Source organism: Stenotrophomonas tumulicola (genome assembly GCF_014117215.1).
Taxonomy (GTDB): domain Bacteria; phylum Pseudomonadota; class Gammaproteobacteria; order Xanthomonadales; family Xanthomonadaceae; genus Stenotrophomonas; species Stenotrophomonas tumulicola.
Genome location: NZ_JACGXS010000001.1, coordinates 100,048 through 113,878 on the forward strand (window position 1 = coordinate 100,048; position 13,831 = coordinate 113,878).

A 13,831-nucleotide genomic window follows, 5' to 3' on the forward strand; every position below is an offset into this window, starting at 1 on the left:
TTCCTCAGCGGGTGGACTTGCGGGAGCGCCCTCGTCCCTTGATGTTGGCGCGGGAGTCGACAATCATGCCAAGCATGGCCGCGCGCGCTGCCTCCGGCCGCTTCAGCCGGATTGCATCGTAGACGTCGAAATGCCGTGGCAGCGAGTACTTGAAGTCCGCGGCGGTCTGCGCGGACAGCAGGAAGAAGGCGCCCAGGGCTGCATCGATGACCGAGAACAGCGACCCCACCAGTTCGTTGTTGGTGGCGTCCAGCACGCATTCGTGGAAGTCCAGGTCGGCCTTGGCCCAGGCGGCCTGGTCGTCGGCATCGGCCATCGCCTGGTAGGCGGCCTTGATCCTCGCCAGTTGTTCGGGCGAGCGCCGCCGTGCCGCGGACGCTGCCGCGGCCGGCTCGATGATCTCGCGCATCTCCACCAGCTTCTCCACGAAATCCTCGGTCGGCATCGAAGCGCACCGCCAGGCCAGGATGTCCGCATCGAGCTGGTTCCAGTAGCGCGGCTCGCGTACCCGGGTACCGGTCTTCTGCCGGGTTTCGATCAGCCCCTTGGATCCGAGTACCTTCAATCCCTCGCGCAGGGCGGTCCTGCTCACCGCCAGCGTCTGCGCCAGCAGCTCCTCGCGTGGCAGCAGGTCGCCGGGCTGGATCTCGCCGCTGACGATCATCTTCCCGATCTGCTGGGTTACCTGGTCGTGGAGGGTGCGTACCGCGATCTGCTTCACTGGATCCCCTTGGGCTGCGTGGACCGCGTGATGCGGTCACTCGTATTATCCGACAAAAGGGATATAGCACGACTGAAGGCATGGACGAAGCTCCCAGCGTCACAGCTTGAACCGCAGGCCGATGCCGACGGTCTTGTCCTGGAAGCGGATGTCACGCGGCCGCGTGTTGCCGCTGCCCCAGTACTGATGCAGGTTGTTGCCCAGCAGGTTGGTGGCCGAGAACACGACCGTGGTGCGTGGCGTGGCGTCGTAGCTGACGGAGAAGTCCAGCGAGCTGGCCGGTTCCACCTGGTCTTCCGTGCCGGCCACGGTGGGCTGGGTGAAGAAGTCGATGTAGCGGCTGCGGTAGCCATAGGCCAGGCGTGCGGACAGGCCGAAGTTCTCGTAGAACAGCACCGCGTTGTAGTTGTTCTTCGAAACGTTCTGCAGCGGGCGGGAAATGACCGGGCCACCGATGAACTCTGGCGAGCGTGTATCGCCTTCGATGTAGGTGTAGTTCAGCTGTGCGCCCAGGCCGGCCCATGCGCCGGGCAGGAAGTCGAAGGTCTGCTGGTAGGCCAGTTCCACGCCCTGCAGGTGGCCGCTGCCTGCGCTCTGCGGCGAGGACAGTTCGTATGTCTCGCCGGCGATGTCCACGTTGGTGATGTAGTTCTGGATGTAGCCGTCGATGTCGCGGTAGAACACGCCGGCGCTGGCATAGCCCACCGGCGAGAAGTACCACTCCAGCGAGGCATCGTAGTTGGTCGACTTGATCGGGCTCAGGTCCGGATTGCCGCTGCTGGCCACGCCAGCGCGGTTGACGGTGCCGGGATTGAGCGAGATCGACGGGTTGAGCGCCCCGAAGTCCGGGTAGCTGAGGGTCTTGGCCGCCATCAGCCGCAACTGCCAGGCGTCGTTGAAATGCAGGTTCAGGCTCGCGTTCGGCAAGGTGTTGGTATCTTCGGTCTTCCGCGTGATCGCGCTGTACACGCCGGTGCTGGCGTCGAAGGAGAATGCGTCGAGTTCGCGCTTGATCTTCTCCATGCGTACCCCGACCAGGCCATCGGCACGCAGGCCGAACAGGTCGAAATCGTACTTGGCCTGCAGGTAACCGGCAGCCTTGCGCTCTTCGATGTTGAAGAAGCGGCCGGGATTTTCCGCTGCCAGCCCGTCGGGCAGGCCGTAATACGCGCGCAGGGCGTCGGCATTGTCGATCAGGTAGTCGTAGCAGGGCGCCAGGAACGATTGGTTCAATGCCGCGTTGCCGCGCTTGCTGCAGAAGAAGCTGGAAGCCGGGAACAGCCCGATGACCTGGTTGGCAGGGTTGGGCGAAGCGGTGATGTTGCCGGTGCCTGCGCCGCCTGGCGGTGGGGTGTTGATCTCCACGCTGCCCTTGGCACTGGCGGTGCGGTCGGCGTAACGCAGGCCGAACTGCAGGTTGGCGATCGGGCCGTCCAGGAACTCGAATCGCCCGTCACCGCGCCAGCTGTTTTCCTCGCCCCTGGACTCGCCCCAGGTCTGGAACAGGCCGTTGAGGTAGTGGCGCGATGGATCGCTGGCCGGATTGCCAGCCAGGTGCCAGTTCTGGTGCTTGCCCGAGGTGCCATCCCAGATCGTGGTGATCGGCCCGGACAGGAAGGTGTCGATGATGAAATTTTCATCGCGGTAGTAGCCCGAAGTGCGCGACAACTCGGTCGACAACTGCAACTGCTCGCCACGCCACTTCAGGCCGAGGGCATTCTGGATGTCCTGGCCGCGCTGCTTGTGCGCCTGCGTGCTGCTGGCGGCGTAGGTGTCGCCGGTCCAGCTGCCGCTGGTGGCATCGCAGATGGTCTGGCCAGCCAGCGGGCCTTCCAGCCGGTTGGGATAGCAGTTGCTGCCGACGCCGAGCTGGGTAGGTGGCACTTCACCGACCGGGAAGCTGAAGAGAAAGGCCTGGTCGTAGTCATCGCGCAGCCAGTCGTACAGCCCTTCCAGGTAGACCTCGGTGCTTTCGTTGGGCTTCCACTGCAAGGCATAGTTGAACGCACTGCGATCGCGGTCACCATGGGCGTAGTTGGTACCCCAGCCGTTCGGGGCAGCGATCAGGTCGCCTGCCTCGGTGCGCATGGGCTGGCCATCTTCGCCGTTCAGCACCTTCGGGAAGTCGCCCCATACCGCGTCATAGGCGTACTTCTTGCCTACGTAGCCGAAGTTCACCAGTGCACCGAACTGTCCCGCATCGGTATCCCAGCGGTTGCTGAGCAGCAGGCTCACGTTGGGATCGACATCGCCGCCGTATTTGCTGTGGGTGCCGGTCACCGTGCCGGCGATCTCCGCGCCGTCGAAGTCGAGCGGACGGCGCAGTTCGATGTCCACCAGGCCAGCGATGCCACCCAGCGGCAGGCTTGCCTCGCTGCTCTTGTACACGCTGAGGGTCTTGATCGCGGTAGCCGGCAGGTTCTGGAAAGCATAGCCGCGGCCGGAACTGCTGAAGATCTCGCGGCCGTTGAGGGTGGTGATCAGGTTGGGCAGGCCGCGGATTACCACGCCGGTGGTCTCGCCCTGCGCGCCTTGCGAGACCTGGACGCCGGTAATGCGTTGCAGCGCATCGGCGACACTGTTGTCGGGCAGCTTGCCGATGTCTTCGGCAACGATGGAATCCACCACCATGTCCGCTTCCTGCTTGATCGTCTGGGCGGTCTGCAGGCTTCGCCTCAGTGCGGTCACCGTCACCGTGTCCAGGTCGGTGGCTGTGGATTGTTGCGGCGAGGCCTGGGCGGCCGGCGGCGATTGCACCTGCGCGGCGTCGCCGTCCTGGGCCAGGGCCAGGGATGGCACGGCCAGCGCGGACAGGATCGCCAGGGACAGCAGGGAACGAGGTGAGCGAGGGTTCATGGCGGTTTCTCCGGATTCCGGAAAGAGGGCTCAGGCAGTGGAATCCCTGCCGCCGGGTGGCGGCGGGGTGCAGTTGGATCAGGGCGTGGCGACAGCGTCGCGCGGGGTGTTGGCAAGCGTGCGGAACAGTTCGGCTTCACGGGCGCGGTAAGGGGTGCCGTCGGCCTTGAGCAGGTCGTGGAACCACACCGTGGGTTCTTCCATCGTGTACGGGCGCTGCCAGCTGTCCCAGGGGAAGCGGGTCTGGATGGCGCCGTCGACGAAGCCCCAGTTGATCATGCCGATGTTCTCGCGCCGGGCGATCGGCAGGATGGTGTCTACGTTGGAGCCGGCGCCGCGTGCCAGCCATTCGGTGCAGATCAACGGGCGGCCGTAGCCGCGCAACTGGGCGATGCGTGCTTCGAACGCTTCGGGCTGCTCGTAGTTGTGGAAGGTGATGATGTCGGACTGCTCCAGCTGGGTGCGCTGGATCGAGGTCAGCGAGGCTGCGCCCGGTGACCAGTCATCGCCGATCCACACGCCGCTGGTGAGCGGCTGTACGGGCTTTTCCGCACGTGCCCAGGCGAACACCTTCGGCAGCAGCTCGGCGATGCGTGCCTGCTCGCCGTCCAGCTGCTTGTCGATGTAGTTGCCGCCGCCCGGATTGTCCGGCTCATTCCACAGATCCCAGGCCAGCACGCGCTTGTCGTTGGCGAATGCACCGATCACGCCCTGCACGTAGGCACGGAAGTGGGCATCGTTGGCGGGATCCACCAGCTCATGGCGGCCAGGACTCTGCAACCAGCCGGAATTGTGCACGCCGGGGATCGGCCGATGCTGCGCACCGAGCGCCGGATCCGGATCCCAGCAGCTGTCGAACAGCACCAGCATCGGACGGATGCCATGCTTTGCGGCGATATCCAGGAACTGGTCCACGCGGCGCAGGAAGCCCTTGGGGTCCTGCTTCCAGAGCAGGTCATGGAGATAGACGCGCATGGTGTTCATGCCGAACTGTTCGTGCGCCCAGCCAAGTTCGCGATCAATGGCCACCGGATCGAAGGTGTCGGCCTGGAACATCTCCAGCTGGTTGATCGCATTGGACGTGGAATAGTTGGCGCCGACCAGCCACGCCTGCTTGGCGTACCAGGTCTCGGCTTCGGCGGGCGTCCAGCGGTCGCCATCGGCGGCCTGCGCCTGGGGGGCGACGGCGAGCAGCGCCGCCAGCAGGGGAGTGAGCCACTTTCGCATGGTATGCGTTCCTTTCATGGGAAGAATGAGGACATGCCTTCGGCGTCCACCACGGCCCTGGCCGTGGCGCCGGATCGGCACGGGCGCCCGCGAGGGGCGCCGTGATCAACGGGAGGTTCGGGTGCCCGGCTCGGTGCTGAACCGATAGACCATCCGGTTCACGTACTTCTGGCCGGGCGCCAGCCGCGCCGAACCGAAGGCAGGCTGGTTCGGCGTGTCTGGAAACAACTGGGGTTCGAGTGCGATCGCATCCCCCTGGCGATAGACATGGCCGCCCTTGCCGACCGTGCTGCCGTCCAGGAAGTTGCCGGAATAGAACTGCAGGCCGGGCTGGGTGGAAGACAACGACATCACCCGGCCGGAGTGCGGGTCGTATACACGCGCCACTTCGCGTGGTTCACGGCTGGCAGCGCGGCTGATGACCCAGTTGTGGTCATAGCCATGCCCATGCAGCAGTTGCGGTTCGTCGCCACGACGCAGGTCGCGGCCGATGGGCTTGGCACGACGGAAGTCGAATGCCGTGCCGGTGACCGGTTCGAACACACCGGTGGGGATCAAGGTGGCATCGACGGGGGTATAGCTGTCGGCGGCGATCATCAACTCGTGGTCCATCGCCGTGCCTGAACCTTCGCCGGAGAGATTCCAGTAGGTGTGGTTGCTGAGGTTGACGATGGTCGGTGCGTCGGTGGTTGCGCTGTACTCGATGGCCAGGCGGCCATCGCCTTCCAGTGCGTAAGTGGCGGTGACGGTCAGGGTGCCGGGAAAGCCCTGGTCGCCATCGGGGCTGACGTGGCGCAGGGTGGTGCGATCCGGGGTCGCTTCAACGACCTCCCACACCACTTTGTCGAATCCGCGCGAACCACCGTGGAGGCTGTTGGGGCCATCGTTGGTGGGAACGCTGTAATCGCGGCCATCCAAGGTGAACCTGCCGCGGGCGATGCGGTTGGCAAAGCGCCCGACGACCGTGCCGAAGTACTGCGGGTTGGCCAGGGTGGCCTGCAGGGTCGCGTCGCCGAGCACGACGTCGGCAAGCTTGCCGTCGCGATCCGGCACGTCGAGCGAGTGCAGCGCCGCACCGAGGGTCAGCACGCGCGCCTGCATGCCGTTGCTGTCGCGCAGCAGGATCGATTCGACCTGCGTACCGTCGGCCAGCGCGCCAACGACTTCGCGCTGCTGCGCGACACTGGTTCCCACCACCGAGAGCGCCAGCGCGCCCAGACAACCTGCGATTTTCCCCTTGCCAGCCTGCATCGCTCCGGACCTCTGAAGATAACGTGGAGGCTACAAAACCATATAATCATACAATACGCACGTTGCGACGCAGCAAGGAAGGCAGGCGTGGGGCGCGGGGGCGAGGCTTACCGGGCGTGGCCGCGCAGCGCGTGGATCGCAGCGAACCCATGGGCGACGGCACCAGAAGATGCCAGCGGATGCGCGGCGATGCCCAGCGTGGCCAGGGCTGCCTGGTAGAGCGCGCAGACCGGCGCCGAGCCGACCAGCGGCACGGTGGCCGTGCGCAGTTCCGGGAACAGGGTAAGTGCATCGGCGATCTCCGAACCGATCAGAATGCCGCGCAGGTAGGCGCTGGCGTCGGCGCGTGCCAGCGTGCCGCGGATCATCCGTGCGCGGACACCGAACAGCAATGCATTCAATCCCAGTGTCCGCGCCGCCGCGGTGCGGACACCCTCGCGGAAGGCAGGGCCATCACTGCCAGGGCCCTCGACGACCGACGCCAGCAGCCCGCCGCTGGACAGGCGGTCGAAGACTTCGCCGGACATCGCGGTCATGAATCCATGCACCGCACCGTCGCGCAGTTGCACCCATTTGGTATGTGTTCCCGGCAGCGCGACGACAGGTGCCGTATCGAGTTGGCCGCTGGACAGCAGCCCGAACAGTTCGGTTTCCTCGCCACGCAGGATATCCGGCGCGCCGTCGGCGTCGCGCACGCAGGCCAGGCCGGGCACGATGTCGACGGCCAGGTCGCCCATCGTGGTCGGGACCAGTGCGCTGGCGAGCGCGTCGATACCGGCCGGACAGTCCAGGTAGCCGGCGTCGGTCCAGCCGACGTTGGAGCCGATCATCCCGGCGGCATAGGCGTGGGCCGCATTGGGCCAGCGGTGGTGCACCTGTGCGGCCATGTCGAGCATGCCGGCACGCTGCAGCGTGGTTACGCCCGCCGCCGCTTCCATCACATCCTGTACCTGCCCATCCGGGCCGATCAGGTAGGCACGGAAATTGGAACTGCCCCAGTTGATGCCGATGATGCTGTCCGCGTTGCTCTGGTTCATGACGAAGCTCGCTGCTGATGATTGAGGTGGTGACGGCGCGGGGGAGGGAACCGGGCATTCTTGTATATTGTCGGATTATATGATTACCCTTGCCCGGTCGCGCAAACGGGCAAGGGCATGGCCCTGCCAGGACCCGTCGAAGGGAACGGCGCGCCATCGATTCCAACGGATGACGAGGAGGAGCTATGTTGCATTGGTCGGCACGCCTGCTGCTGGGTGCACTACTGGTATCGACAACGGCGGCGCACGCGGGCGCACCGGTCGCGTTCGATGATCCGTTGCTGCCATCCGGGCCGGATCCCTGGATCGTCCGCGATGGCGACGTGTTCCATTACATGGGAACGCACGGTGATCGGTTGGCGATCCGCACCACGCGCGACCTGGCGCGGCTGGCTGAAGCGCCCGAGACGACGGTATGGCGGCCGCCGGCATCGGGACCCAACGCCCGTTCGATATGGGCGCCGGAACTGCATCGCATCGATGGCAGTTGGTACATCTACTACACGGCTGCGGCCAGTGGCGAGGGCGAGGCGACCGACCAGGATCGCGGCATCTTCGTGCTGCAGAACGACAGCGACGACCCGACCCAGGGCGAATGGCGCGACCGCGGCCAACTGGCCACGCACCAGCCGGGAATCGATGGCACCACTTTTGTCGTCGGTGACAAACGCTACTTCGTGTACTCGCCTTATGTCGGCCCGGACAGCGTGCTGGCGATCGTTGCGATGTCCAATCCGTGGACGCTGGCGGGTGAGGAAACGATCATCGCGCGGCCTGACCAAGCGTGGGAACGGCAGGGCGGACGGCAGATCCTCGAAGGCCCCGAGTTCCTGGCAGGGCCGGATGGTGATCTGTTCCTTGCATACTCCGGCAGCGCCTGCTGGTCGGATGACTATGCGATCGGCCTGCTGCGTGCACGCGCTGGCAGCAATCCACTGGATGCCGGTGCATGGACCAAGCTGTCCAGGCCCATTCTGACCAAGAACCCGCAGGGAAACGTCTACGCGACGGGCCACAACGGGTTCTTCGAGATGGCCGACGGCAAGACCTGGATCGTGTACCACGCCAACCCGGGCCCTGGCATGGGTTGCACGGCCAAACGGTCACCGCGCATCCAGCCGGTTCATTGGAACGCCGACGGTACGCCATGGCTGGATCCGCCTACGGCACGTCGCACGGCTCCGGCGGATTGAGTGCCCGGCACGCGTGCGTCACGCCGGCAGGAGCCGGACAGTGGCATGCGCGGCGAAGATCTCCAGCACGATATCGAAATACGTCTTGCCCGTTCCCTGTTCCAGTGCCCGTAACTGGGCCTGGATCAGCGTGGTGTTGAAATTCCCGGGCTGCAGCAGCTTCTGCTGCAGCCATGCCTTGGTTGCGGCCGCTCCCAGCGCGGCCCTGCTGGTTTCCATGTCCCGCCATTCCACGGTCATCCTGTCGTGGCCATGCAGTGCGCCATAGGCGCCGTAGAGCAGGTCATCCAAGGCATCCAGGCTATGCCCGAGCCGCCACGATTCACTGGACATGAATACCCGGTTGATCTCCTCGTACAGCGATGGGATATCCGTGATGGCGCTGCCGTCGAGGATCAGGCGGTCGGTCATGCTGCTTTTCCGTGAACTGAACGGGGTAAAGGGATTTAACGCGGCCTGCACGCAATTTCACTCCCGGTTGCCGCCCGGGGGAGAACACTGCCGGCACGTACTCGGAGCATAAGGAGTCCTGCATGAAGATGACCACCCACTTGTTGTGCATCGGCGCCCTGATGGCGGCATCATCAGCTGCTTCGGCGCAGAGCTACGGGCCGAGCGACGAAGGACGCCGCTTCGATGACGGCAGTCGCGTGGTATGCCGTAACGTCGAAGTGCAGCGCAACAGCAAGGATTCCAACCGCGTCGCCGGCACGGCGACCGGCGCCGTGGTTGGCGGCCTGCTGGGAAACCAGGTCGGCGGTGGCAAGGGCAAGAAGCTCGCCACGGTGGCGGGTGCCGTGGCAGGCGGCGCTGCAGGCCGCAACATCCAGGGCCGCCACCAGCAGAAGACCGGTGACCGCGTGGTCGAACGTCGCTGCGAGCGTGAATACAAATAGGCTCCCATAGGCAGCCATCGTTGATGGCTGCCTTTCCAGCGACCGGCACGTCCAGTCAGCGCAGCAGGTCGTGCAAAGCCCGAAGATCTTCGGTACCGGTCGTCCATGAGGTGACGAAGCGCGCCGGAACATCCTGCGCATCGAGCACCAGCGATGGCGGCAGGCTGTCGGCATACCAGTCATAGCAGCGCACGCCATCGGCGAGCAGGCGCTCCAGCAAGGGCTTGGGCATCACCACGAACACCTCGTTGGCCTGTACCGGCCAGGCCAACCGGATGTCCGGATGGGCCTGCAGGATGCCGGCCAGCTGCAGCGCGGCAGTATTGGCGTGGCGTGCCAGGTCCAGCCAGTGATCATCCTGCAGCCAGGCGCAGAACTGGGCACCGAACAGACGTCCCTTGGACAGTAGCTGCCCGGCCCGCTTGCGGCGCAGTTCGAAGTCCCGCGCCAGTGCGGTATTGAAGAAGACGACCGCCTCGGCGGCCAGCGCGCCGTTCTTCGATGCACCCAATGACAGCACGTCGATGCCGGCCTTGGCAGTGAGGTCCGCCGGTGTGCAGCCCAGGGTAGCCACGGCATTGGCAAAGCGGGCGCCGTCCATATGCACATGCAGGCCATGCTGGTGGGCCAGGGTGGTGAGCGCGCGCAGTTCGTCCGGCGTATAGACCAGCCCATTCTCGGTGGCCTGGGTCAGGCTGAGTGCGGCAGGCCGCACGCTGTGCGGTGGTGCGTCGGGAAGTCGCTGCAGGGTCTGCTGCAAGGCCTCGGCGGTGATCTTGCCGCTGTCGGTGGCGATCGGCAGCAACCGCGCTCCGCCGGTGAAGAACTCCGGTGCGGTGGATTCGTCGGTGGCCACATGCGCCTGGCGATGGCACAGGACCGCGTCCCACGGTTGCACCAGGGCTGACAGCGCCAGGCAGTTGGCCGCCGTGCCGGTGGCGACGAAGAAGGCGCGCAGGTCATGTTCGAACGCGTGTGCGATCGCTGATTCGGCCCGCCCGGTCCATGGGTCGTTGCCATAGGAGGCGGCGGTACCGGAACAGGCGTCCACCAGCGCCTGCAGGATACGGGGTGATACGCCTGACTGGTTGTCGCTGCCGAAATCCATGTTGCCCTCTGCGTTGATCGTCTCCCCGCAGACTACAACGTCACGGCCTGCAGGACCGGGGGGAGGGCGCGCGCGGCAGCAGCGGGCTGGAGGAGGCGGCCGTGGCCTGCGCGTGGCGGCGGTCCAGCAGCGACAAGTGTCATGCATCAGGGCCGTGTGATGGGGGATACTGCGGTCTGTGTTCCATCTGCAACGTCCATGCCGTCCTCGCCATCCGCCACCGACAACGTGACCCTGCTGCTGCAGGACTGGGGCCAGCGTGGCGACGTGCAGGCCCGCGACCGCATGCTGGAACTGCTGTACGCGCAGTTGCGCGAGATGGCGGCCTTGCGCCTTGCCGGGGCCGAACCGCGCCAGCTGCAGCCCACCGCGCTGGTGCACGAGGCGCTGTTGCGCATGTTGGAAAGCAATGCGGGCTATGTGGATCGAGTGCATTTCCTGTCGCTGGCGGCGTTGAAGATGCGCAGCGTACTGGTCGACCAGGCACGTGCCATGGCGGCGGCCAAGCGTGGCGGCGGCAATCTGCACCTGACCCTTTCCCATGCCGAACGCGAGAGTGCCGGCGATGACGAGGCCATCGATGTGCTGGCGCTGGATGCGGCGCTGACGGCGTTGGCGACAGTGGACCGGCGTGCGGCAGATGCGGTGGAGTGGATGTATTTTTCCGGCATGAGGCGCGAGGAGATCGCTGCCGCGCAGCACGTATCGGTGCCGACCGTGGATCGCGACCTGCGCTTTGCGCGTGCATGGCTCAAGCGACACCTTGCGGGCGGGCAGCTGGCATGAGCGGCGCGTCGCTGGACTGGGCCACCGTACGGAGCCTGTTCGACGCGGTCTGTGATCTTCCGGCAGACCGGTGGCAGCCGGCGTTGCAGGAGCTGACCGACGATCCGGCGATGGTGGCCGAATCGCTTTCATTGCTGCGGGCGCAGACCGTGGCGCTGGGGGGCGTGCAGCAGTCATTGGACGCGTTTTTCACGCGGATGGACGAACCGGCGGCACAGGTTGGCCAGCGGCTGGGGCCATGGCGCCTGCAGCGCCTCCTGGGCACGGGTGGCATGGGCATGGTGTACCTGGCCGAGCGTGCCGACCGGCTGTATCGGCGGACGGTCGCGATCAAGCTGATACGACGGCGCTGGGATGCGGCGATGGCACGCCAGTTGTCGGCTGAAAGCCAGTTCCTGGCCGATCTGCAGCATCCCGGCATCGCCCGCCTGCTGGATGCAGGCGTGACCGAGGACGGCCAGCCGTACCTGGTGATGGAGTACGTGGACGGGCGGCCGCTGGATGCCGCGTGTCGTGACGCGTCGCTGGACCGGAACCGTGTCCTGCGCCTGTTCGCCAAGGTCTGCCGCGCGGTGCAGGCGGCGCATGCACAGGGTGTGATCCATTGCGACCTCAAGCCAGGCAACGTACTGGTGCGTGCCGACGGTGAACCTGTATTGCTGGACTTCGGCATCGCCCGGCTGCTGGATGATGGTGGCGATGTCAACGAGTTCGCCACGCCTGCCTATGCCAGCCCGGAACGGATGGCGGGCCGGCCCGCCGGCGTGGCCAGCGACATCTACAGCCTGGGCGTGATGCTGTCCGAACTGCTGGCTGCGCTGTCTGCCGGCGCACCCGCCAACCGCGACCTGCTGGCGATAGCGGGCAAGGCGCAGGCGGGGCTGCCGCTGCAGCGCTATGTTGCAGCCGAAGCACTGGCCGAGGACATCGAGCGTTTCCTTGATCATCGCCCGGTGCGCGCGGGCTCCACCGGCAGGTCGCGCCGGCTGGGTCTGTTCCTGCGCAGGAACTGGCGTGGCAGCGTACTGGCCAGCATCGCGCTGCTGGCGGCCGGCGTGTTCGTGATGCGCTTGAGCGATGCCCGCGCGGCTGCCGAACAGAATGCGAGGGAAGCGGCCGGCATCGCCGATGTGCTGGTGGCTGCCTTCGATGCAGCCGATCCGGCGCTGCGCGGCGACGTGCAGCTGAGCGCACGCGATGTGCTGGACCAGGCTGCTGGCCGGATCGAACATGACCTGGAATATTCGCCGGCCATCCGTGCGCGCCTGCAGGCGACCCTTGGCCGCGCATACCAGAACCTGGGGCGGCCACAGCAGGCCGAGACGCTGTTGCGCGCAGGCATGCAGGGCCTGGCCGAGGCCGGCGCGCCGCCACGGCAGCAGGCGGCGGCGCGGGTGGCATTGGCCCTGCAACTAAGCGATGCACGGAACGTCGCCGAAGCCAGGGAGCTGGCCGGGCAGGCACTGCAGTTGCTCGACCGGGACGATGACCGGCCCACGCGCGTGCAGGCGCTCAATGCGCTCGGCCGTGCGCAGTCTGGCAGCGGCGCGGATGGCGATGCGCGGGCAGAGGCTTCCCTGCTGCAGGCACTGGCACTGGTACGGCAGGAAAGCGGCACGGAAGCACGCCGGGGCGAGGCGACCACGTTGGCCAACCTGGGGGCACTGTACCGGACCAGCAACCAGCTGGATCGCTCCGAAGCCACGCTGCGCGACGCACTGCGTGCAGCCGCACCTACCGAGAGCATGCAGGGGCTGGAATACCAGCGCGTGCTGCGCTCGCTGTCATTCACCCTGCTGGCGCAGGGGCGCACCGATGAGGCGCTGCAGCTGGGCGAGGAGGGCTTCGAGCTCACCCGTCGCCTGTTCGGCGCGGAAAGCAGTTATACCGCTGCGGCGGAAGCCGAGCTGGCGGGGCAGTACCTGGACCTGGGACGCTACCATCGCGCTGAAACCCACTTCCTGGACAGCCTGGCGACCAGTGCACGGGTGGATGGCGAAGACAGCCAGGCCTTTGCGTCGAAGGTCCTCGGGCTGGGAATCATGGAAGAGGCACGCGGTGACTACCTGCAGGCCGAACGGCGTTACCGGCAGGCCCTGGCGCTGCGCAGGCGGGCGTTGGGGCCCACGGACGCCAGCAGCCTGGATACCGAGATGATCCTGGCGCGGCTGCTGTTGCGGTCGGACCGTACCGCTGAAGCGGAAGAGCCGTTGCGCCGTATCGCGGCCCACTGGCGGCGCGAGCTGGCGGCATCGTCGCGGCAGTTGCTGACGCTGCGGCTGGTGGAGATCGAATGGATGACGCGGGCTGGCCGCCTGGCAGAGGCCGGTGCCGCATTGCGGGAGTTCGCGAGGCGAAATCCAGACCCGGGAACCTCGCTGAAGCTTCGCCAGCAGATGCAGCTGGCCTTGCTGGCGCAGCGTGCGCATGATCCTGTAGCGGTCGAGCGCTGGGCAGAAACCGTGGCTACCTTCGAGCAGTTGTACGGTGCCGATTCCACCGCGACGGCGAAATGGCGCATCGCGTTGGCGGAGGTCCTGCTGGAACATGGACAGGCGCCTGCCGCACGCGCGCAGATCGACCGCGCCCGGCCATGGCTGGGCGAGCTTTCGCCGGATTCGGATTTCCTCAGGCGCATCGCGGTGCTGGACACGGCGATGGCGCCGTCTACGAAGATTGCGCAGGCACGATAGGTTCGTGACGCATTCTCCGGTTTGGTAAGGACAGCCCCACGCTGCACACCGAACCAGGAGATT

Annotated in this window: 11 protein-coding genes; 4 read left to right on the forward strand and 7 right to left on the reverse strand. The window is 66.1% G+C overall.

What is annotated here, in order from left to right; all coding sequences use genetic code 11:
* Nucleotides 1-4 precede the first annotated feature (4 nt).
* From H4O11_RS19475 to H4O11_RS00420, 5 genes are all read right to left on the reverse strand, one after another.
* Nucleotides 5-721 (reverse strand): FCD domain-containing protein, encoded by a 717-nt coding sequence (locus tag H4O11_RS19475; RefSeq protein ID WP_182337451.1) that lies wholly within the window; start codon nucleotides 719-721, stop codon nucleotides 5-7.
* A 99-nt stretch (nucleotides 722-820) separates the two neighbouring features.
* The gene (locus tag H4O11_RS00405; RefSeq protein ID WP_182337452.1) at nucleotides 821-3,577 is read right to left on the reverse strand and encodes a TonB-dependent receptor; all 2,757 of its coding nucleotides are present in this window, start codon (nucleotides 3,575-3,577) and stop codon (nucleotides 821-823) included.
* A gap of 78 nt (nucleotides 3,578-3,655) precedes the next feature.
* The gene (locus H4O11_RS00410; protein ID WP_182337453.1) at nucleotides 3,656-4,804 is read right to left on the reverse strand and encodes a cellulase family glycosylhydrolase; all 1,149 of its coding nucleotides are present in this window, start codon (nucleotides 4,802-4,804) and stop codon (nucleotides 3,656-3,658) included.
* A gap of 105 nt (nucleotides 4,805-4,909) precedes the next feature.
* Nucleotides 4,910-6,055: an aldose epimerase family protein gene (locus H4O11_RS00415; protein ID WP_182337454.1), complete on the reverse strand. Its 1,146-nt coding sequence runs from the start codon at nucleotides 6,053-6,055 to the stop codon at nucleotides 4,910-4,912.
* A 107-nt stretch (nucleotides 6,056-6,162) separates the two neighbouring features.
* Nucleotides 6,163-7,092 (reverse strand): 2-dehydro-3-deoxygalactonokinase, encoded by a 930-nt coding sequence (locus H4O11_RS00420; protein WP_182337455.1) that lies wholly within the window; start codon nucleotides 7,090-7,092, stop codon nucleotides 6,163-6,165.
* Between the two features lie 185 nt (nucleotides 7,093-7,277).
* On the opposite strand from H4O11_RS00420, the gene H4O11_RS00425 reads away from it, so the two are divergent.
* The gene (locus H4O11_RS00425) at nucleotides 7,278-8,285 is read left to right on the forward strand and encodes a glycoside hydrolase family 43 protein (protein WP_182337456.1); all 1,008 of its coding nucleotides are present in this window, start codon (nucleotides 7,278-7,280) and stop codon (nucleotides 8,283-8,285) included.
* 18 nt (nucleotides 8,286-8,303) lie between these two features.
* On the opposite strand, the gene H4O11_RS00430 is transcribed toward H4O11_RS00425, so the two are convergent.
* Nucleotides 8,304-8,696 carry a barstar family protein gene (locus tag H4O11_RS00430; protein WP_182337457.1) on the reverse strand — a complete coding sequence of 131 codons (393 nt, stop codon included), beginning with the start codon at nucleotides 8,694-8,696 and terminating at the stop codon, nucleotides 8,304-8,306.
* Nucleotides 8,697-8,818: 122 nt separating this feature from the next.
* Here H4O11_RS00430 and H4O11_RS00435 point away from each other — a divergent pair, with 122 nt between their 5' ends.
* Entirely contained in the window at nucleotides 8,819-9,181 is a 363-nt protein-coding gene (locus tag H4O11_RS00435; protein ID WP_182337458.1) for a glycine zipper 2TM domain-containing protein, read from the forward strand.
* Nucleotides 9,182-9,236: 55 nt separating this feature from the next.
* On the opposite strand, the gene H4O11_RS00440 is transcribed toward H4O11_RS00435, so the two are convergent.
* On the reverse strand, nucleotides 9,237-10,289 hold the full coding sequence (locus H4O11_RS00440; protein ID WP_182337459.1) for a threonine aldolase family protein: 1,053 nt from the start codon (nucleotides 10,287-10,289) through the stop codon (nucleotides 9,237-9,239).
* 198 nt (nucleotides 10,290-10,487) lie between these two features.
* Between H4O11_RS00440 and H4O11_RS00445 the strand changes: the two genes are divergently transcribed.
* On the forward strand, nucleotides 10,488-11,075 hold the full coding sequence (locus H4O11_RS00445; RefSeq protein ID WP_182337460.1) for an ECF-type sigma factor: 588 nt from the start codon (nucleotides 10,488-10,490) through the stop codon (nucleotides 11,073-11,075).
* Nucleotides 11,072-13,768 (forward strand): serine/threonine-protein kinase, encoded by a 2,697-nt coding sequence (locus H4O11_RS00450; RefSeq protein WP_182337461.1) that lies wholly within the window; start codon nucleotides 11,072-11,074, stop codon nucleotides 13,766-13,768. Before H4O11_RS00445 ends, H4O11_RS00450 begins: the two co-directional genes overlap by 4 nt.
* The last annotated feature ends 63 nt before the right edge of the window (nucleotides 13,769-13,831 follow it).

What these genes read in the sequence shown, in the direction of transcription:
- H4O11_RS00415 (WP_182337454.1), bottom strand. Translation starts at nt 6,055, where the DNA reads ATGCAGGCTGGCAAGGGGAAAATCGCAGGTTGTCTGGGCGCGCTGGCG.
- H4O11_RS00440 (WP_182337459.1), bottom strand. Translation starts at nt 10,289, where the DNA reads ATGGATTTCGGCAGCGACAACCAGTCAGGCGTATCACCCCGTATCCTG.
- H4O11_RS00420 (WP_182337455.1), bottom strand. Translation starts at nt 7,092, where the DNA reads ATGAACCAGAGCAACGCGGACAGCATCATCGGCATCAACTGGGGCAGT.
- H4O11_RS00435 (WP_182337458.1), top strand. Translation starts at nt 8,819, where the DNA reads ATGAAGATGACCACCCACTTGTTGTGCATCGGCGCCCTGATGGCGGCA.
- H4O11_RS00430 (WP_182337457.1), bottom strand. Translation starts at nt 8,696, where the DNA reads ATGACCGACCGCCTGATCCTCGACGGCAGCGCCATCACGGATATCCCA.
- H4O11_RS00450 (WP_182337461.1), top strand. Translation starts at nt 11,072, where the DNA reads ATGAGCGGCGCGTCGCTGGACTGGGCCACCGTACGGAGCCTGTTCGAC.
- H4O11_RS00425 (WP_182337456.1), top strand. Translation starts at nt 7,278, where the DNA reads ATGTTGCATTGGTCGGCACGCCTGCTGCTGGGTGCACTACTGGTATCG.
- H4O11_RS00445 (WP_182337460.1), top strand. Translation starts at nt 10,488, where the DNA reads ATGCCGTCCTCGCCATCCGCCACCGACAACGTGACCCTGCTGCTGCAG.
- H4O11_RS00405 (WP_182337452.1), bottom strand. Translation starts at nt 3,577, where the DNA reads ATGAACCCTCGCTCACCTCGTTCCCTGCTGTCCCTGGCGATCCTGTCC.
- H4O11_RS00410 (WP_182337453.1), bottom strand. Translation starts at nt 4,804, where the DNA reads ATGCGAAAGTGGCTCACTCCCCTGCTGGCGGCGCTGCTCGCCGTCGCC.